Origin of the sequence: Flavobacterium sp. 2755, from assembly GCF_031455715.1 — a bacterium.
Taxonomy (GTDB): Bacteria; Bacteroidota; Bacteroidia; order Flavobacteriales; family Flavobacteriaceae; genus Flavobacterium.
The window spans coordinates 37,222-56,356 of sequence record NZ_JAVDTG010000012.1 but is presented as its reverse complement, the minus strand read 5'-3'; the positions used below and the strand labels follow the sequence as shown (position 1 = coordinate 56,356).

The window sequence follows — 19,135 nt, the reverse complement described above, 5'->3', positions numbered from 1 at the left end:
ATGAATTTACTAGACTCTATAGATCAATCAAACTTACCAAAACATCTGGCCATTATTATGGACGGAAACGGGCGCTGGGCTAAACAGCAAGGCTTCTTAAGAGCTTTTGGACATGAAAACGGCACCAAATCTGTAAAAAAAACAATTACAACTTGTGCCAAACTTGGTATTGAGTACCTAACCTTGTATGCTTTTTCTACAGAAAACTGGAATCGCCCTAAACTTGAAGTTGAGGCATTAATGAAAATATTGATCAATTCCTTAAAAAAAGAGCTAGTTACACTTCAAGAAAACAATATCAGACTTAATGCAATTGGAAATCTTGATAAATTACCAAAATCGGCACAAAAGGAACTTTTAGACGTAATTGAGAAGACCAAAAACAATACCAGACTAACGTTAACCCTTGCTTTAAGCTATGGTTCCAGAGAGGAATTGGTAAATGCTGTTAGAGTGATTAGTGATAAAGTTAAAAATAATATAATTTCAATAGACACTATTGACGATTCAATTATAAATGAGCATCTTTACACGCAAAATTTACCTGACGTAGATTTATTAATACGAACAAGTGGAGAACATAGAATAAGTAATTTTCTGTTGTGGCAGATTGCCTATGCTGAATTATATTTTACTAATGTCTTGTGGCCAGACTTTAAAGATCAAGATTTATATGAGGCTATTATTAGTTATCAAAAAAGAGAACGTAGATTTGGAAAAACCAGTGAACAAATTAAATAATTTTTTAGTGTTACAAAAAAGAATACCACAAATAATCTGTACCCTTTTACTATTGGGTAGTTTTTCACAAGTTAAAGCTCAAGATAGAGTTCCTTTTGACCAAGGAAAAAAATATATTCTGGCTAAAGTTTCTGTTGTTGGTAAAATAAGCTTCAATGAGCAGACTGTTGTTACTTTCTCAGGCCTTCAAGTGGGGCATGAAATAACAGTTCCAGGTGAAGAAATCACTGGCGCTATCAAAAAATTAGGTAAACTAGGCCTTTTTGACGAAATCTCTTTTTATATCAATAAAGTCCAAAACGACAGTATTTATTTAGATTTAAATATTGTTGAACTTCCAAAATTAAATGAAGTTAAAATCACCGGCGTTAAGAAAAGTAAAGTCGAAGGATTAATTAAGGATAACAATTTAACCAAAAATAAAATTGTAAACGAAAACTTAATTACGACTACTAAAAATTACATCGAAAACAAGTATAAAAAGGACGGCTTTTACAATACAAAAGTTACCATTACTACTACTCCAGACAGTACCGCCGGAAATCAGGTAAATATGCTTGTTAGGGTAGACAAAGGAGATAAAGTTAAAATTAAAAGTATTGATTTCATAGGAAATCAACAGCTTAGCGATACAAAACTAAGAGCTGCTATGAAGGATACGAAACAGAAAAACCTGCTTCGTGTTTTTAAAGCCTCTAAATTCATTCCTGAAAAATACAAAACCGACTTAGAAAAAGTTATCGCTGCTTACAAAGAAAAAGGGTATCGTGATGCACGTATTATTTATGACTCTCTTAATTATATCAAAGACAAAAATATGCTTGCTATAAAAATTAATGTAGAAGAAGGAAATAAATACTACTTCGGAAACATTAAGTTTTTAGGTAATACCGTATATTCAGATCAGCAGTTAAACCGTTATTTAGGTATCAAAAAAGGAGAAACTTATAATGGTGTTTTACTAGAAAAAAGAATCGCTGATAACACAAAACCTGACGGAGAAGATATCACGAACTTATACCAAAATAATGGTTATTTATTCTCTAAAATTAATGCTGTAGAGGTAAAAACTGTAAATGACACAATTGATTTTGAGATTAGAATTACTGAAGGTCCTATCGCCTATTTCAATAAAATTTATGTTACTGGAAATGACAAAACAAATGACCACGTTATTTACCGTGAGTTAAGAACTAAGCCAGGAAACAAATACAGCAAAGAAGAATTAGTTAGAACAATTCGTGAAATTGGTCAATTAGGTTTCTTTGATCCTGAGGCTATTAAACCAGAATTTAGAAACGTTGATCCTGCTGCAGGAACAGTTGATATCGAATACCAATTAGTAGAAAAAGGATCCAGCCAGGTTGAACTTCAGGGAGGTTATGGCGGAGGAGGTTTCATTGGAACTTTAGGTTTGTCATTCAACAACTTCTCGGCTAGAAAATTATTTGATAAAGATGCTTACAAACCGCTTCCTATGGGAGACGGACAAAAAGTAGCACTTCGTTTGCAAGGAAGTACTTATTTCCAAACGTACAGTTTGTCATTCTCTGAGCCATGGTTTGGAGGTAAAAAACCAGTACAATTCAGTTCTTCTATTTCATACAGTAAACAGTTCAATAACAATTATGTAACCAGAACTGTAGATAAAAGCCAAAGTTTTAATATTTTTACTGTTCAAGTTGGTTTAGCGAAACGTTTAACGGTGCCGGATGATTATTTCGTTCTTTCACAATCTGTGAGTTATCAGCATTATGACTTAAACAATTACTATACAGGATTATTTACATTTGGTAACGGGGCATCAAGAAACCTTGCTTATACAATAGGACTTTCAAGAAGTAACAAAGGGGTTAACCCAATATTCCCAACTTATGGTTCTGAATTTAGCATCTCTGCAAAAGTTACACCTCCTTACTCATTATTTAATGGAATTAACTATGGAGATTTAGCAAATCAAAAAGAATATAAAGTACAATATACAGGAGAAGCAAAACAAGGACCAGACGGCCAGCCTATAAATCCAGGTGATTACATGAAGGCTCAAGTTATAAACGGATCATCTCAATATGTGAGTGTAGGATCTGATTATCAGAGCGCTGACACTGATGCTGCTAAAGTTGATCAAAAGAAATATAACTGGTTAGAATACTATAAAGTAAAATTTAAAGCAGACTGGTATACTAAAGTGTATGGAAAATTAGTTTTAAGAACATTAACAGAATTTGGTTTCTTAGGAGCTTATGATCAATCAAGAGGTGTTGTTCCGTTTGAGCGTTTCTATTTAGGAGGAGATGGAATGGCAAACTATTCTATGGATGGTAGAGAAACAATACAATTAAGAGGTTATCCGAACAACTCGCTGACACCTGTTAATGCATTAGGACAACAGATTGGAGCGACTGTGTATAACAAATTCTCAATGGAATTGCGTTATCCTATTACATTAAAATCGTCTGCATCGATTTATGCTTTGACGTTTTTAGAAGCAGGTTCGTCATATCCATCATTTAAAGATTATAACCCGTTTGATTTGAGTCGTTCTGCTGGTGCTGGTTTACGTGTATTCATGCCTGCATTTGGATTATTAGGAATTGATTTCGGTTACGGTTTTGATGCTCTTCCAGGGTCAGTTACAAACAAGGCAAATGGCTGGGAGACACATTTTATTATTGGTCAACAGTTTTAGTGCGGGTTTTAGTACAAATTTTAATACCTTTGGCTAAAAATTCAAAATAAAGTAATGTTATGAAACAACGGTTTTTATTTATATTTTTAGTTTTGATTGCGGTAAATACAAGTCAGGCTCAAGGTAAGACGACTAGAATCGGTTACATTGATATGGAATATATTTTGGAAAATGTTTCTGATTACAAAGAAGCAAAAGCACAATTAGAGCTAAAAGCTCAAAAGTGGAAACAAGAAATAGAAGCCAAAAAATTAAACATCAATACTCTTAAAGAAAATCTTAAGGCAGAAAAAGCTTTATTGACTAAAGAGTTAATTGATGAAAGAGAAACTGAAATTAAATTTCAGGAAAATGAAATGCTGGATTATCAGCAAAAACAATTTGGTGCTGATGGAAATTTAATGAGACAGAAATCAGCTTTAGCAAAGCCAATTCAGGATCAGGTTTTTACAGCTGTTCAAGATATTGCTGAAGCTAAAAATTATGATTTCATTTTTGATAAGTCATCAGATTTGACAATGCTTTTCAGCAATAAAAGATTCGATATCAGTGATCAGGTACTGCGTGTTTTAAACAGAACTGAGAAAAGAGAGCAATTGACTAAAAAACAATTGAAAGATCAGGAAGCCAAAGAGAGCAAGGAAAATGCAATTGATGAAAATCCGGCAATGGCAGATCGTCAAAAAGCATTAGATGAAAAGAGAACTGCGAGAGAAAAACTGATTGAAGACAGAAGACTGGAGCAGGAAGCTAAGAAAAAAGAATACGACGACAGAAGAAAAGCAATTCAGGCAGAGAGAGAAGCTAAAAAAAATGGCACGGTTTCTGAACCAGCAAAAACAACCGAGGCAGCAAAAACAACTGAAACGGCTAAACCTGGAGAAACGGCTAAACCTGCTACAACAACTACTGAGCCTGCGACAACAGAACCTGCAGTAGATAAAGCAGCAGAGAGACAAAAGCTTTACGAACAGCGTAAAAAAGAATTAGAAGAGAGAAGAAAAAAAATACTCGAGGAACGAGAAGCGGCTAAAAAAGCAAAAGAGGCCGAAACACAAAAAACAAATACGACCAATAATTAATTAATTTTTTAAAATGATGAAACAAATCAAAACTTTACTAATTGCTGCAATACTTATTTTAGGAGCAAGTAATACAACGAACGCACAGGCGAAGGTTGCCCATGTTGATGTTAGCGAGATTATGTCGAAAATGCCTGCTATGTTAGATGCTCAAAATCAACTGCAAAAATTAAGTGGGACATATGATGCTGAATACAAAAAAATGGTTGATGAATACCAAACTAAAATTAAAAAGTATGAAGCTGAAGCTGCAACTGTAACTGAAGCTGTAAACGGTGACCGTTCTAAAGAAGTTCAGGATATGCAAAAAAGAATTGTTGATTACAGAGACAATGCTCAAAAAGAACTTCAACAAAAAGAAACTGATATCGTAAAACCTTTAATGGAAAAAGTAAGAGCTTCTATCCAAAAAGTTGGTAAAGCTAAAGGTTTCCAATATGTTTTAGATGGTTCTACTCTTTTATTAGCTGATGGTCCAAACATTACTGCTGACGTTAAAAAAGACTTAGGATTCTAATAAACGAATTCCTTTAAATTAAACTGCTTAAATTTTTAAAATTTAAGCAGTTTTTTTTTACATTTATTTAAAATTAAAAACCATTAATATTTCCAGATTTCTACTAAATTGGAATATATTTTTATTTCAAAAAATACTAATTTTGTATTATGACAAACAATAATCCTATAGGCGTTTTCGACTCTGGTATTGGAGGAACTTCAATCTGGAAAGAAATTCACGATTTACTTCCAAACGAAAAAACAATTTATTTAGCCGATAGCAAAAATGCTCCCTACGGTCAAAAAACAAAGGAAGAGATTGTGGCCTTAAGTAAAAAAAATGTAGAGTTTTTACTGGAAAATAATTGCAAATTAATTGTAGTGGCATGCAACACCGCAACAACAAATGCAATTTGGGAACTTCGTAATGATTATGATGTACCGTTTATAGGTATTGAACCTGCAATTAAACCTGCTGCCAATAATTCTAAAACACAGGTTATAGGAATCCTGGCTACAAAAGGAACTTTAAACAGCGAACTGTTTAATAAAACAGCAGAGATGTTTCAGCATACTACAATTATTGAACAGGTTGGTTACAACCTGGTTAAATTAATTGAAGACGGCAATTTACATTCTCCGGAAATGACCCAATTATTAGAAGAGTATTTACAGCCTATGATCGATGCCAATATTGATTATCTTGTTTTAGGCTGCAGTCATTATCCTTATTTAATTCCGCAGATTAAAAAGATACTTCCTGATCACATTCAAATTATAGATTCTGGAGAGGCAGTAGCAAGACAAACACAAAATATATTGCGTGAAAAAGTCGGTTTTACTGACGCCCCAAAAAGCGAGCCTATATTTTATGTTAATTCAAATCCAGCGGTTTTAAAATCTATTTTAGAAGATAAATATCCGGTAATTGAAAAAGATTTTTAATTATTCAAACTTTCGTTTCACAAACCAAATTCCGTCTAAAGATAAATTAAGAGATATCTTATGATAATTTTCTTTTATAAGATTCTCTGATATCCTGCCTCTTTGTCCATAGGAGTATGAAATATTTAAGGCCGAATAAGTGTTTTCTATTGGCAGATTAACGCCCACAGAAATGGAGGCATTGTTAACTCTTTTGCCGTCAACTTCTAAATAGCCGGTATCAAAATTTGCTCCCGCCGAATACGTTATTCTATCCCAATATTTTCGCATATTCCTATTGACATTAAAATAAGAAAATCCAAGGGCAAATCTGTCCTGGTTTACAAAATCGCCATAAAGATCAGACTGTCTGGTATCATTCCACAAACTTTTTTCGTAATCTAAAGTCATGTTCAAAACATTCTTGAATCGTTTGCTAATTCCTATTCCTATTTCTAAAGGCATATAATAATTGTCAACTTTCGAACTTACTCCAGTCTCAATATCATTGGTAACCTCATCTGCAATGGTTTGAACCGATTGAACTTTTGATCCTTTAATTTGAGCCGGAAGCTTAAACGTTGTTCCAATTGTTAATGTCGAATCAATTTTATACTGCGTTCCTAAAGTAGCACGAAGTCCGTTATAATCCGTTTTTTTATGGACAGTAGTAAGAGAATTCAAAATAAGAAAACTTCGGTCATCAGTAATACTTCCAAATAATAAAGCTGCAGAAGCTCCAACAGTAAGTTTTTTACCAAAACGATATCCGTATGAAAAATCAAAGTTATTTAGTCCTCCAGAACCTGTAGCCGTCAAATTATACGATTCCTTACTATCTGCAATAGGCAGTAAAAGATTTGAAATTTTATACGTAGAACTTGAATATGGCTTAAGCGCTACACTAAAGCCTGAATTTTTCGTTACGGGAAAAGCAAAAGCCAAATGCGAGAACTGAAAATTATTTCGCTTCTCTGTTTTCGATTTACTTTGATATGTTGTTCCAATGGCTTTTCCTCCAATATCAAGCATAAAATGATTTAAAGGCATAAAACCCAAAGATGCCGGATTTAGATTATTGATAAAGCTATCTGACGGCAAAGCAATTCCGGAAGATCCAATGGATGAAATACCGCCAAAATCTGCATCATACACACTTCCTAAACCGTACAATGAATAGGGAGAACTCGAAATACTTTGAGAAAATGAAGTCAGCGCCATTAAAATGAAGCAACTTACAAAAATTATTTTCTTTTTCATTTAATAGGAGAGGTAATAAATTTTTATTAGAATTTTATTTTCGGGATGTTTTTGATCTCCTAAAACCAGCCTGTTAACTGATTTAGAAATTCCGGGTAATGTTAATATTAGGGATGATCTTGAGTCTGATGTTTTTAGCATTTCTTTCTGCAAAAAACTGCCAAGTGGAATGGTATAACCTATATTTTCATTAAACTCATCGCTTTTCTTACTCAAATTTCCATAAACTGCCGCTCCTGCAGAGTTAAGCAAACTGCCGCTGATTCTGTTTAAATTATCGGCCACATACACTTTTAAAGAATCTGCCAGAGGATATTTATTAGAATATGAATTGTTTACCGGCTTTATAAACATTTGGGCATCGACAATGGCTCCGTTATTTGAAATATATTTAAGCTGCTTTATATTGGGGAAATCAATGCGGCAGGCAACTCCGGTACCAGACTGAATAAATCCTTGTTTGTTTGTTAAGGAACTTGAAAGTTTACTACTGGAAACGGGTAAATTTTGAATTATGGTTCCTGTTTTATCGAGCGATATAGAGTTAAATTGTGTCGATGTGCCTGACATCGAAAAATCAATAAAAAAAGAATCGGCTTCTGTATCAGCCTGGTATTTTGAATAATACAATCGAACCTTACTGGTAGAAGCATGAAAACCTATTACACTTGATGAATTAGAAGTCGAAGGAACAATCACTAATCCTTTTAAGTATTCTGTAAAATTATCCAAATCTGTAATTTCTCTCTTTTTTATTTTTTGGAAAAGCGCTTCTCCAAAAACATCACTCATTCTGATATTTATAGAATCTTTTTCAATTGGGCGGGGTTTATACGAAATAGTGCCCAGACTTTCGTCGCTGTAACTTAACGTGGAGTTATTATAAAAACTATCGTCGTCTGTATTTGGTTTTACTTTTTGGGTCAATCTATGAATGTCAAATTTTTGAACCTGAGTAGTATCTCCGTAATAGTAATTATCATATTTTAAAATCATTGAGATAGAATCAAAAACGAATTTTACGGTCTCCGTATCTGAACCTGAATTATTCAAGGCGTAAGAATCTCCGGAAAGCTGGAAATAACTGTTTGATTTTACTTTTCCCAAAACAGGATCATCATAATTACCTACCAGAATACGGCTTTGGCCCGAAGTCACAAGCGAATCAAAATTTATGGTTGACATTTCGACTGTTAACGTGTCGATCATAACCACTTTATTATTTATAGCCAAATAATCAGAGCCAACAACAAATTCTCCTCCATCAGTATCTGTACCGCATGAAAATATAGTAAAAGCAAAAACTAACATTAATAAAAACTTGCTCATAATCAATTTTTTGAGCAAATATAAAATGCTGTCTTCTGCACCACACTATAACATATACAGTCTCGTGTTTTTAGACTATAAACGGCGAAAAAACATCTACAATGGAATATCGCAAATAAATATTTCATTCGGCCTTAAAAAAGGCTGTTTTGTCTATCAAAAAGAGCCATACATATATCTTCTTTTTTTTAAAACCTTCTCCAACCTACTTTTGAACCAATAAATAAGTAATGAAAATAAGGTTTATAATTTGTTCGGTTTTTTTAGTGTCGTTTCTAAATATGAAAGCGCAGGAAAATTTTTCAGTGCAACTGAATTTAAAAACAGAACCCACTGACAAAATTGATTTTACTGAAACAGGTATTGGTATCTCGTTCAGCAAAAAAATAAGTTCAAAAAGCCTGATAACAAATACGCTGGAATATTCGAATTTGAATGTAAACTATGATTTAGGCAGTTATGAATCATTTGAGAATTTAGACAAGCTGCAGCTGATTAAGAACAAATTTGAATTTTCGCAGGAAATATCAAATTCGACAAAACTGAATTTTGCGGTTACGCCAATGTTCAGTTTTCAGGAAAATTTAGGTTTTTCTGATTTTACACTTTTAGGAGGTTTTGAAATAAAACAGGAATTAAATTCAAAAACAACTTTAAGTATTGGAGCGGCCCGAACTAGTGTTTTTGGAAACCCAAAATTTCTGCCTTCAGCATCTTTAAATTATAAAGTGAATGACAACGCTAATGTGCTGATTGGTTTTCCGGATTCAAGGATTTCGTATTCGAATAACATTCGCAACAAGTTTAGCTTAAATAACAGCTTTAACGGAAGTTTTTACAATTTAAATATTCAAAATGAAATTGATAAAAATGCTGCAAAAGCAACTTTATCACAAATGACAGCCTCTTTTGAATATGAAAGAAATGTCGATAAAAACTGGTTTTTAAATTTTAAAGCCGGATATGATTTTGACAAAAAATACAAATTAACCAACAGTGAAAATCATACCGTTTATGATTTCAACATAAGTAACGGATACATTTTAGGAATTGGCATCAAATACAAACAATAAATAAATTTTAAACACTATGAATAATCTAAAAAAAGGAATATTATTCGCAACCCTGCTTTCAAGCCTCTTTTTTATAAGCTGCAGCAATGACGACGACGACGATGATTTAGTAGGTAACTGGATTAAAAAATCAGCGTTTGACGGTCCTGCAAGATCTAGTGCAACAAGTTTTGTAATTGGAGATTATGCTTATGTAGCAACGGGCTACACTGGTGATGAATATTTAAAAGATTTATGGGCTTACAACTCAACTGGAGATTACTGGGAACAAAAAGCTAATTTCACAGGTGTTGCAAGAAGTTCGGCATCTAGCTTTACGCTAAATGATAAAGGTTATGTTGGACTTGGTTATGATGGAACTAATAAATTAAAAGATTTCTATCAATATGATCCATCAAGCAACAGCTGGACTCAAAAAGCTGATTTTGCCGGAACTGGCCGTTATGGAGCCGTTGGGTTTCAGGCTGGTGGAAAAGCTTATTTTGGAACTGGTTATGATGGAAATTATTTAAAAGATTTTTATCAATATGATGACCAAGGAAATACATGGACGCTTGTAAACGGATTTAGCGGTAATAAAAGACGTAATGCAACTGTATTTGTAATTTCAGATAAAGCTTATTTGGTAACCGGAATTAATAACGGTGTTTATCAGGAAGATTTTTGGGAATTTAACCCTGCAACTGATGTCTGGACCAGAAAAAGAGACATTGATAAAGATACAGATGATGATTACACCTGGAATGATGATTATGCTATAACAAGATCTAATGCTTCTAGTTTTACAATGAGCGGACTAGGATATGTTGTGGGCGGTGAAAACATCAAAACGGTTTGGGAGTACAATCCTTCAACAGATCTTTGGGTAGAAAGAACATCAATGGAAGGCGCAACCAGAATTGATGCTGTTGCTTTTGCAATTAACAATCGTGGTTTTTATATGTTAGGAAGAATTGGTTCTTCTTACTTTGATGATGCATGGGAATTTAGACCTCAAGATGAACAAAGCGACGATGACAATTAATATTAAACAATTCTTCTGGGGTAAAATCCAGAAGAATTTATTGCTTTTGATCCTGGTTTTACAAATCGTTTCCTGTACAAAAAAGGAGTTTTTTAAAACCGAATCATTTAAAACAAATTCAGGCTGGGGATATTCGATTTCTTATAAAGATAAAATCATAATCAAACAATCGATTATTCCTGTAATAAATGATAATAAAAGTTTTTCGACAGAAAAAGATGCTTTAAAAACAGCTCATTTTGTGGTTGAAAAACTCAAACAAAACTTATCTCCAACGGTAACCAAAAATGAATTAATTTTATTAAAAATAAAATTATAAATGACACTAGATACCATTAAAAATACAAATTCAAATAAAATACTATTCCATTTTATGATTTGGATTTTCTTTATTCTAACATCGCTGATTCAATTTTATGAAAGTCCGTTTAGAATCAATAATGATTTCTATGTACAATGGGCAACAGGAATTTTGTTATTTTATCTGAATTATTTTTACTTGGTACCTGCCCTTCTTTTACAAAAAAAGTATTGGAAATATTGTCTGTTCATTTTTATTATTATCGCCGTTTTCATGATTATCAGGATACATTATTTTATTCCTGAGTTTAGACACATGAGAACAAGAATGATTCCGCCCGAAGCAATTAACCTGTATAAACAAAGAGGCAGAGTAATGATGGCGCCGGCGAGACAGCCGTTGTTTTTTAAAATTGGCCCATCTTTTTTCTATATTCTAATTATTACCATAAGCGCCGTTATTAGAACACTGACAGAGTTTTACAATAATCAGCAAAACAAATTAATCGCCGAAACACACAGAACGAATACCGAATTGATATATCTGCGTAAGCAAACCAATCCGCATTTTTTATTCAATTCATTAAACAGTATTTATTCTCTGGCACATAAGAAATCTGATTTGGTCCCTGATGCCATCGTAACCTTATCTGAATTAATGCGCTATATGCTCTACGAAACAGATAACAAAACGGTGGCTTTAGAAAAAGAAATCAATTACATCCAGAATTATATTGAACTGCAAAAACTCAGGTTAAATAATATTGAAGACATTGTAATAAATGTTCACGGCAATACTAAAAACAAGTTTATTGAACCTTTGCTTTTAATTTCTTTTGTCGAAAATGCTTTTAAGTACGGAACCGATTACAAAGGTGCTACGCATGTAAAAATTAAAATATTCATTTCTGAAAATGATCTGGATTTTTGGATCGAAAATACTATCGAAAATTATGAAAAAGATCCTGACAATTCTGGTATCGGGCTTATAAATATTCAAAGCCGATTAGATTTACTTTATCCAAACGCACACGAACTAACTATTAATCAGGATAATCATTTTTATCGCGTTCATTTAAGTTTAAAATTAGACGAAATTAAAATGATATAAACGTTAAAATGATACATGGATTAATTGCGTACTTTTATGATAATTTTAAAACTTAATTCATTGGTTTAAAACTACTTTTGACTGCCAAAACAAATTTAAAAACTTAATTTTCAACAGATGAAATGTGTAATTATAGATGATGAACCTTTAGCAGTTGAACTATTAGAAGATTTTGTCAAGAAGGTAGATTCGCTTGAACTGGTCAGCACTTTTAATAATGCGATCGACGCTGTTTCGTTTATCAATCAAAATAATATTGATTTGATTTTTCTTGATATTCAAATGCCGCATTTTTCAGGAATTGACTTTTTAAATACCATCGAAAAAAAACCTTTGGTTATTTTTACAACTGCTTATTCTGATTATGCCGTTGAAGGATTTAATCTTGGCGCAGTTGATTATTTAGTAAAACCTATTCCATTTCATCGTTTTTTAAAATCTGTAGTTCGTGCACAGCAAATCAATAATCCTTCAGCGGCTATTCAGCCCATTTCTGAAAGCATTGCCACTCCGGAAGTGGAACAGGATTTTATGTTTGTGAGAGCCGAATATGAAAATGTAAAAATGAATTTCTCGGATATTCTTTTTATCGAAGGTTTGAAAGATTATGTAAAAATTTACACGACAGACAATAAATTCACGCTGACTTTAATCAGTTTAATAAAATTAGAAAACCTGCTTTCCAGTAAAGGATTTTCGCGAATTCACCGCTCTTATATTATCAATATAAAACACGTAAAGTCAATACAAAAAAACAAAGTTTTGATTAGCGATAAACGAATTCCAATAAGCGAAAGTTATAAAAATGCTTTCTTTGAAAAAATTAATTTGTAAAGCATTAAATTCCAAAAATGAAAATTCCAAATTCCAATGAAGCGTCAATAGCTATTGGAATTTGGAATTTTTTATTATTGGAATTTTATTGAATTTATTCTTTAAACCAACCGGAATACATTACGTAGTTGTTTGAAATACGCTCAATTTCGCCTGCAAAGTCAGATTGATCTATATCTTTTACTTTTTTAGCAGGAACACCCGCAAAAATAGTTCCTGAAGGAACAACCGTATTTTGGGTTAAAACTGCTCCGGCCGCTACGATCGAATTACTTTCGACAACGCAGTTATCCATTACAATAGCGCCCATTCCTATTAAAACATTGTCGTGAATTGTACAACCGTGAACAATGGCATTATGTCCTATAGAAACATTGTTTCCTATAATTGTTGGGTGTTTTTGATACGTGCAGTGAATTATTGCTCCATCCTGAATATTTACTTTATTTCCTATTTTAATAAAGTGAACATCCCCGCGAACAACTGCATTAAACCAAACGCTGCAAGATTCACCAAAAGAAACATCGCCAACTATAGTTGCATTTTCGGCAACGTAACAATCTTCTGGAATTGCAGGTGATTTTCCGTTTACAGATTTAATAAGCATAATAAAATTTTAATTAATTGCCGGACAGTTACAATCGTAACGTTCCTTTCTACAAAATATATTAACTCCTAAAGTAATCTGGTGGTATCCGCCAGTATCAAATTTAACATCGCCCGTAACCTGAGAATAGGTATAAGCAAACATAAAGTTTTTAAAATTCACGCCCACAATTGGGGTAAAATATTGTAGTTTTTGATTTGAAACTCCGCTTCCAGTGCTAAATTGAGCTCCGTCAAAACTTCTTCTATACGATAAAGCCGCCCATAAACTTCCAAAATCTAAATTCTTATAAGCTTTTAAGTTCAGGTCGATAGATTTTTCTTTTGTCTGATCAAACAATTGGAATAAAATAGAAGGTTCCCAGGTAATTTTATCTCTTTTTCCAAATACATAACCTGCGCTGAAAAGGAACTTTCTTAAATTATCACTTTCATAATCTGTATACAATTCTCTTCTGGTTTCAAGAACGCCCTGAACTGTTGCGTGTGCATAAAAATCTAAATAGTTATAAGAAGCTCCAAAATCTACATTAAAATAAGAGTCTTTTTGAATTGAACCAAAAACAATTGGGTCAAATGTACCGCCAAATTTTGTTTCATCTAATTGATTCTGAATCAATCCGCCGCTAATACCAAAAGAAAGCTGATTTAAATCGACTTCATCTCTTGAAAACATAATATGATGCGCATAGGTAAGCTTTACTCCTTTTTCAGAATGATATCCGTTTTTATCATTAAAAACAATAATTCCGGCTCCGGAACGCTCTCCTAATCTTCCATTAATACTTAAAGTTTGAAGTGTTGGCGCATCTTCCTGACCAAACCATTGCTTTCTGGCTGTTAATCTAACTTTTGCACAATTAGCAGCTCCGGCCATCGAAGGGTGAATTAAGTAGTAGTTATCTGATAAATAATCAGAATAAACAGGAATTCCTTCTTGAGAATAAGTATAAAAAGTCGTTATTAAAAAAACAATTAATAACTTGATTTTTAATTTCATAATGGCTGGCTAGTTAGTCTAATTTTTACACTCTTAATAATTTCGTACGAATTATTTGAATAGAGTCTTAATTATTTTATTAAAAAATCAAATATAGGTAATAGTAGAAAATAACTTTAGTAAATTTGCAAAAAATTACTACCATGACAAAAATCACTATAAAACAGACTCAAAATCCTACTATCCTAAAGTTCGAGTTTGAAGATTTTATTACTCAAAATCAAAACTTTGAATTCAAAAATATAGATGAAGCCCAAGCTTCGCCTTTAGCACAGCAATTGTTCTATCTGCCGTTTGTAAAAACCGTTTATATTTCAGGAAATTTTATTGCAATTGAAAGATACAGCATTGTAGAATGGAGCGATGTTCAGGACGATGTTGCCGAGCAAATTGCAGCATTTGTAGACAAAGGCGGCGTTATCATTAAAGTTGATGAAAACAAAGCAAAAAAACAGCCTATTACGGTTTATGGAGAAACAACTCCAAATCCTTCTGCCCTTAAATTTGTGGTAAGCAGAATGCTGACAAGAAATGCGGTTGAATACAAAAATATTGATCAGACTGCTTCTTCTCCGCTTGCACAGGAATTATTCAAATTTCCTTATGTAAAAGAGGTTTTTATTGATGAGAATTATATTTCTGTTACTAAATACGAAATCAACGACTGGTCTGAAATTACTTTAGAAGTAAGAACATTCATTAAACAATTTATTGAAAACGGAGGAACTGTTTTAGATGAAAGTTTAATTCAGACTACTACTAAAAATGATGTTACAAAAGATGAAGCATTTGACAAATTAGATGTTACATCTCAGCAAATTATCAATATTTTAGAAGAATACGTAAAACCAGCGGTTGCGGCCGATGGTGGAAATATTGCTTTTGATTCATACAATGAAGAAGACAAGACTGTAAAAGTGATTTTACAAGGTGCATGCAGCGGTTGTCCATCGTCTACTTTTACTTTAAAAAGCGGTATCGAAAATATGCTGAAAAGTATGTTGAATGATGAAGCTATTAAAGTTGAAGCTTTAAATGCATAAAAAATTTCAATTATCTATAATTGTAAGCGTCTCATTTGAGGCGCTTTTTTTATTTCATAATTAATTAAACGAAAATTAAATTGTTTTTCTCCAAAAATAATTAATATTGTAACCTTAACTAATCATTTTAAAACCATGGGATTATCATCATTTTTCAGCAATTTGTTTGGCTCGGCAAAAGAAACAGCGGTAGATTTTGCAGATCAGGCCGAAAATACTTTTGAAGAAGTCAAAGAAGCCTCAGAACCAATAATCGATTCTGCAGCAGAATATTTGGAACATACTAAAGATGCCGTGAGTGAATATGTAGAAAAAGCATCTGACTCAATACATGACGTGATTGATTCTATCAAAGAAGTAATTACTGAAACTGCCAATGAGGATTATAAATTGGTTACAGAAACTGTAGTTGATGTGAGCGAAGATGCAGTAACAGATTCAGACTCTGAAGAAGAGAAGTAATGGAACTATTTTCATATAAAAACAAAATATAGCTATATTTGCAAAATCAATTTACCTTCTCTTTGAGAAGGTTTTTTTTATTCAAAATAATATGTACATCAATCCTGAACAGTTTAGCAATTACGCTACAAAATTCATCAATATTTTAATCGATTATTCTCCAAAACTAATCTCGGCATTGCTGATTTTATTCATTGGTTTATATGCCATTCGATTAATCAACAGAGTAATTAGAAAAGTAATGGTTAAGAGAAATCTTGACCCAACATTAACCAAATTCCTTGCTGACATTTTATTGTGGGCGCTTCGAGTTTTATTGTTTGTTACTTTTATTTCAAAACTCGGAATCGAAACTTCTTCATTTGTTGCTATTCTGGGCGCAATGGGTCTTGCAATTGGTTTATCACTACAGGGTTCGCTTTCGAATTTTGCGGGCGGAATGCTGATTATCGTTTTCAAACCTTTTAAAGTTGGAGATACAATCGAAGCTCAGGGAGTTATTGCAACGGTTTTAGAGATCCAGATTTTTGTTACCAAAATGCTTACCGGAAATAATCAAACGGTTTTTGTTCCGAATGGTGCTTTGTCAAACGGAACTATTATTAATTATTCGATGCAGGGAGAAAGAAGAGCCGATTTGACTTTCTCGGTTTCTTATGATTCTGATATTAAAAAGGCGAAAGAAGTTTTATTGGATGTTTTAAATAAAAACCCAAAGGTGCTTAAAAAGCCGGCACCTGAGGTTTTCGTAAAAAATTTATCAGCAAGTTCTGTTGATTTTGCAGTTCGTCCGTGGGCAAAAAATATTAATTATGGAGCCGTTTTTTCTGATACTTTAGAAAATTGCAAAACAGCTTTAGACGAAGCAGGAATTTCTGTTCAGCCGTTTACTCTTCAAAAATAAAATAGATTTATTGTTTTTTTGATGGCAGTGTCATCATAAAATCTTTTAAATAATAAGGTTCAAAATAAGCGACATCTACAGTGTCGCTTTTTTGATACTTATCAAAACTGATTTTACTCATTTCTCTTGCCGAAGGGTATTTGATTTCCTCTAAAAAGATAAAGTTTTCTTTATTTAAAACCGGTTTGCATTTCTCAGCACAATCTCCAACGAAATAAATTTTTTCTGTATAGGCTGCAAAAGATTCTTCTGTAATAATCTCTGCTTGGATTCCTCTTTCAACTTCTAAATCAGGAGTAAAAATCTCGCTGTACACTTCCATTCTTCTGGCGTCCAGCATCGGGATAATTTTTCCATCTAAAACATTCGCTTTTGATGCTAAAGTCTGCAAAGTATCAATAGCAATTAATGGAATATTTAATGCAAAACACAATCCTTTTGCCGCCGAAACCCCAATTCGTAAACCCGTATAAGAACCTGGTCCCTGACTTACTGCAATAGCTTTTAAATCCTGAACTGAAATACCGGATTCTGCAATAACTTCTTCAATAAAAACATGAAGTTTTTCAGCATGCGAGTATCCTTCTTCAGCAATTTCTTTACAGAGAACAGTTTCTCCATTTTTTGCAATTGAGACTGAACAGTTTTTGGTAGCGGTTTCGATATTGAGAATGAAAGACAATGTAGTAAGTGTTTTTTATTAAAAAATCATCTGAAAATTGTAGCTGCAAAAATAAGGGTTAATAACCAAAATAACAGAAATGCCACACCTAAATTTGCTAATAAAAAGCCTAAATATAGGATCGTCTTTTTTGTATTGCAAAATATTTAAATTCATCATTATAATATTTTGTTTTATAGACACTGTAATGCACCCATATCAAATATATAACGACAGAAATAAAAGCGCCCAATAAACTGAAAATCATTTCTGCCGGAACTCCATGCAATGCAATGATCATACTATTGATTTACTTTTTTGGAGCATCCTCTTTTTTAAGTTTTACTTTATCTCCAGAATTTAATTCTTTTGAAACTGTCGTGTAAGGCCCTGTAATTACTACATCACCTGGTTTCAAACCAGACATTACTTCAATGTTTGTATCGTCCTGAATTCCTGTTTTAATGATTCTGATTTTAGCTTTGTCCCCTACTTTAACAAAAACACATTCGAATTTTTTATCGCTTTTGGGAGCCGCTTTTTTCTCGTTTGGATCTTCTACTTTAAAGTCAGTAACGGCTGTTGTATCCGATTTCACTACAACAGAACTAATTGGCACGGCCAAAACATTATTTTTAGTTGTTGTAATAATATCAACAGTAGCTGTCATTCCGGGTCTAAAAGGCGAATACGCTGCTGGTTTTCCTTCTAATAAATCCTGATAGGATTCTTTTAAAATACGAACTTTAACTTTGAAATTGGTAACCTGATCAGAAGTTAATGTTGTACTTGCAGAATTTGAAATACTGGTTACAACACCTTTAAATTTCTTTTTTAAATAAGCATCGACTTCAACATTGGCTTCGTCCCCTATTTTAATTTTTACAATGTCATTTTCATTTACGTCAACTTCAACTTCCATGTTATTAAGGTTCGCAACTCTTAAAAGTTCCGTTCCCGCCATTTGCTGCGTTCCTAATACACGTTCTCCCAATTCCACATTTAGTACCGAAATTGTACCATCTGCAGGAGCATAAATCGTTGTACGTCCTAAGTTGTCCCTGGCTTCTGTAACAGAAGCCGAAGCACTTTGAACATTATAGTAAGAAGATTGTTTTGTTGCCTTTGCGACTTCATATGTCGATATGGCTTTATCCCAATCTGATTTTGAAATTACTCCTTTATCATAAAGCGTTTTATTACGCTCATAATTTGCTTTTGCCTCTTTAAAACTGGCTTCAGACTGCACTAAACCGGCTTTAGTTCCAGATAAATTTGCTACTGATCTTTCTAAACCTGAAGTATACAAATCAGGGTTTATTTTTACCAGTAAATCTCCTTTTTTTACAACTTGGCCTTCTTTTACATTTAATGCAATAATTTCACCGGAAACCATTGATGAAAGTTTTACTTCAATTTCCGGCTGGATTTTTCCTGTAGCCGAAACTGTTTCTACAATTGTTGAAGCAACTACTTTTGATGTTTCAACTTCTTTTCCTTCATCTTTCTTTCCTATTACTCCTTTGTATACTATTAAGCCTATAATAATAACTACGATTATACCAACGAAGAAGTAAACTGTTTTTTTTGACAT

The 19,135-nt window shown here is 32.9% G+C and carries 19 protein-coding genes; 13 read left to right on the top strand and 6 right to left on the bottom strand.

Annotated features, from left to right (window positions below; translation table 11 throughout):
• From J2Y38_RS21920 to murI, 5 genes are all read left to right on the top strand, one after another.
• Window positions 1-741 (top strand): isoprenyl transferase, encoded by a 741-nt coding sequence (locus tag J2Y38_RS21920; protein WP_053471628.1) that lies wholly within the window; start codon window positions 1-3, stop codon window positions 739-741.
• Window positions 674-3,430: a POTRA domain-containing protein gene (locus J2Y38_RS21915; RefSeq protein ID WP_309846858.1), complete on the top strand. Its 2,757-nt coding sequence runs from the start codon at window positions 674-676 to the stop codon at window positions 3,428-3,430. Before J2Y38_RS21920 ends, J2Y38_RS21915 begins: the two co-directional genes overlap by 68 nt.
• Before the next feature lie 59 nt (window positions 3,431-3,489).
• Window positions 3,490-4,512, top strand: coding sequence for an OmpH family outer membrane protein (locus tag J2Y38_RS21910; protein ID WP_309846855.1), 1,023 nt, complete (start codon window positions 3,490-3,492; stop codon window positions 4,510-4,512).
• A 13-nt stretch (window positions 4,513-4,525) separates the two neighbouring features.
• Window positions 4,526-5,029 (top strand): OmpH family outer membrane protein, encoded by a 504-nt coding sequence (locus tag J2Y38_RS21905; RefSeq protein WP_309846853.1) that lies wholly within the window; start codon window positions 4,526-4,528, stop codon window positions 5,027-5,029.
• 149 nt (window positions 5,030-5,178) lie between these two features.
• On the top strand, window positions 5,179-5,955 hold the full coding sequence (gene murI, locus J2Y38_RS21900; RefSeq protein ID WP_309846851.1) for a glutamate racemase: 777 nt from the start codon (window positions 5,179-5,181) through the stop codon (window positions 5,953-5,955).
• On the opposite strand, the gene J2Y38_RS21895 is transcribed toward murI, so the two are convergent.
• Window positions 5,956-7,194, bottom strand: a complete 1,239-nt coding sequence (locus tag J2Y38_RS21895) for an aromatic hydrocarbon degradation protein (protein ID WP_309846848.1) — start codon at window positions 7,192-7,194, stop codon at window positions 5,956-5,958.
• Complete coding sequence (locus J2Y38_RS21890) at window positions 7,195-8,523, bottom strand: DUF4270 family protein (protein WP_309846847.1); 1,329 nt, start codon at window positions 8,521-8,523, stop codon at window positions 7,195-7,197.
• Window positions 8,524-8,804: 281 nt separating this feature from the next.
• On the opposite strand from J2Y38_RS21890, the gene J2Y38_RS21885 reads away from it, so the two are divergent.
• From J2Y38_RS21885 to J2Y38_RS21865, 5 genes are all read left to right on the top strand, one after another.
• On the top strand, window positions 8,805-9,596 hold the full coding sequence (locus tag J2Y38_RS21885) for a DUF6268 family outer membrane beta-barrel protein (RefSeq protein ID WP_309846844.1): 792 nt from the start codon (window positions 8,805-8,807) through the stop codon (window positions 9,594-9,596).
• Between the two features lie 16 nt (window positions 9,597-9,612).
• Window positions 9,613-10,620: a kelch repeat-containing protein gene (locus tag J2Y38_RS21880; RefSeq protein ID WP_309846841.1), complete on the top strand. Its 1,008-nt coding sequence runs from the start codon at window positions 9,613-9,615 to the stop codon at window positions 10,618-10,620.
• A complete protein-coding gene (locus J2Y38_RS21875; RefSeq protein ID WP_309846840.1) occupies window positions 10,610-10,939 on the top strand; it encodes a DUF4907 domain-containing protein in 330 nt (109 codons plus the stop codon). Before J2Y38_RS21880 ends, J2Y38_RS21875 begins: the two co-directional genes overlap by 11 nt.
• Entirely contained in the window at window positions 10,940-12,031 is a 1,092-nt protein-coding gene (locus tag J2Y38_RS21870; protein WP_309846838.1) for a sensor histidine kinase, read from the top strand.
• A 117-nt stretch (window positions 12,032-12,148) separates the two neighbouring features.
• Window positions 12,149-12,865 (top strand): LytTR family DNA-binding domain-containing protein, encoded by a 717-nt coding sequence (locus tag J2Y38_RS21865; protein WP_309846836.1) that lies wholly within the window; start codon window positions 12,149-12,151, stop codon window positions 12,863-12,865.
• A 94-nt stretch (window positions 12,866-12,959) separates the two neighbouring features.
• Here the strand turns inward: J2Y38_RS21865 and J2Y38_RS21860 are convergent, their stop codons facing one another.
• On the bottom strand, window positions 12,960-13,472 hold the full coding sequence (locus J2Y38_RS21860; protein ID WP_056204513.1) for a gamma carbonic anhydrase family protein: 513 nt from the start codon (window positions 13,470-13,472) through the stop codon (window positions 12,960-12,962).
• A gap of 9 nt (window positions 13,473-13,481) precedes the next feature.
• Complete coding sequence (locus J2Y38_RS21855; RefSeq protein ID WP_309846834.1) at window positions 13,482-14,471, bottom strand: type IX secretion system membrane protein PorP/SprF; 990 nt, start codon at window positions 14,469-14,471, stop codon at window positions 13,482-13,484.
• Window positions 14,472-14,614: 143 nt separating this feature from the next.
• Here J2Y38_RS21855 and J2Y38_RS21850 point away from each other — a divergent pair, with 143 nt between their 5' ends.
• The 3 genes from J2Y38_RS21850 (at window position 14,615) to J2Y38_RS21840 (ending at window position 16,880) form a co-directional block, all read left to right on the top strand.
• Window positions 14,615-15,514, top strand: coding sequence for a NifU family protein (locus J2Y38_RS21850; RefSeq protein WP_309846832.1), 900 nt, complete (start codon window positions 14,615-14,617; stop codon window positions 15,512-15,514).
• A gap of 135 nt (window positions 15,515-15,649) precedes the next feature.
• Window positions 15,650-15,976: a hypothetical protein gene (locus J2Y38_RS21845; protein ID WP_053471642.1), complete on the top strand. Its 327-nt coding sequence runs from the start codon at window positions 15,650-15,652 to the stop codon at window positions 15,974-15,976.
• 91 nt (window positions 15,977-16,067) lie between these two features.
• A complete protein-coding gene (locus J2Y38_RS21840) occupies window positions 16,068-16,880 on the top strand; it encodes a mechanosensitive ion channel domain-containing protein (protein WP_309846829.1) in 813 nt (270 codons plus the stop codon).
• A gap of 7 nt (window positions 16,881-16,887) precedes the next feature.
• On the opposite strand, the gene tsaB is transcribed toward J2Y38_RS21840, so the two are convergent.
• Together tsaB and J2Y38_RS21830 are read right to left on the bottom strand one after the other, a co-directional pair.
• Window positions 16,888-17,562, bottom strand: a complete 675-nt coding sequence (gene tsaB, locus J2Y38_RS21835) for a tRNA (adenosine(37)-N6)-threonylcarbamoyltransferase complex dimerization subunit type 1 TsaB (RefSeq protein ID WP_309846828.1) — start codon at window positions 17,560-17,562, stop codon at window positions 16,888-16,890.
• A gap of 289 nt (window positions 17,563-17,851) precedes the next feature.
• Window positions 17,852-19,135, bottom strand: a complete 1,284-nt coding sequence (locus J2Y38_RS21830; protein WP_309846825.1) for an efflux RND transporter periplasmic adaptor subunit — start codon at window positions 19,133-19,135, stop codon at window positions 17,852-17,854.

What these genes read in the sequence shown, in the direction of transcription:
- J2Y38_RS21920 (WP_053471628.1), top strand. Translation starts at nt 1, where the DNA reads ATGAATTTACTAGACTCTATAGATCAATCAAACTTACCAAAACATCTG.
- J2Y38_RS21915 (WP_309846858.1), top strand. Translation starts at nt 674, where the DNA reads ATGAGGCTATTATTAGTTATCAAAAAAGAGAACGTAGATTTGGAAAAA.
- J2Y38_RS21910 (WP_309846855.1), top strand. Translation starts at nt 3,490, where the DNA reads ATGAAACAACGGTTTTTATTTATATTTTTAGTTTTGATTGCGGTAAAT.
- J2Y38_RS21905 (WP_309846853.1), top strand. Translation starts at nt 4,526, where the DNA reads ATGATGAAACAAATCAAAACTTTACTAATTGCTGCAATACTTATTTTA.
- murI (WP_309846851.1), top strand. Translation starts at nt 5,179, where the DNA reads ATGACAAACAATAATCCTATAGGCGTTTTCGACTCTGGTATTGGAGGA.
- J2Y38_RS21895 (WP_309846848.1), bottom strand. Translation starts at nt 7,194, where the DNA reads ATGAAAAAGAAAATAATTTTTGTAAGTTGCTTCATTTTAATGGCGCTG.
- J2Y38_RS21890 (WP_309846847.1), bottom strand. Translation starts at nt 8,523, where the DNA reads ATGAGCAAGTTTTTATTAATGTTAGTTTTTGCTTTTACTATATTTTCA.
- J2Y38_RS21885 (WP_309846844.1), top strand. Translation starts at nt 8,805, where the DNA reads ATGAAAGCGCAGGAAAATTTTTCAGTGCAACTGAATTTAAAAACAGAA.
- J2Y38_RS21880 (WP_309846841.1), top strand. Translation starts at nt 9,613, where the DNA reads ATGAATAATCTAAAAAAAGGAATATTATTCGCAACCCTGCTTTCAAGC.
- J2Y38_RS21875 (WP_309846840.1), top strand. Translation starts at nt 10,610, where the DNA reads ATGACAATTAATATTAAACAATTCTTCTGGGGTAAAATCCAGAAGAAT.
- J2Y38_RS21870 (WP_309846838.1), top strand. Translation starts at nt 10,940, where the DNA reads ATGACACTAGATACCATTAAAAATACAAATTCAAATAAAATACTATTC.
- J2Y38_RS21865 (WP_309846836.1), top strand. Translation starts at nt 12,149, where the DNA reads ATGAAATGTGTAATTATAGATGATGAACCTTTAGCAGTTGAACTATTA.
- J2Y38_RS21860 (WP_056204513.1), bottom strand. Translation starts at nt 13,472, where the DNA reads ATGCTTATTAAATCTGTAAACGGAAAATCACCTGCAATTCCAGAAGAT.
- J2Y38_RS21855 (WP_309846834.1), bottom strand. Translation starts at nt 14,471, where the DNA reads ATGAAATTAAAAATCAAGTTATTAATTGTTTTTTTAATAACGACTTTT.
- J2Y38_RS21850 (WP_309846832.1), top strand. Translation starts at nt 14,615, where the DNA reads ATGACAAAAATCACTATAAAACAGACTCAAAATCCTACTATCCTAAAG.
- J2Y38_RS21845 (WP_053471642.1), top strand. Translation starts at nt 15,650, where the DNA reads ATGGGATTATCATCATTTTTCAGCAATTTGTTTGGCTCGGCAAAAGAA.
- J2Y38_RS21840 (WP_309846829.1), top strand. Translation starts at nt 16,068, where the DNA reads ATGTACATCAATCCTGAACAGTTTAGCAATTACGCTACAAAATTCATC.
- J2Y38_RS21830 (WP_309846825.1), bottom strand. Translation starts at nt 19,135, where the DNA reads ATGTCAAAAAAAACAGTTTACTTCTTCGTTGGTATAATCGTAGTTATT.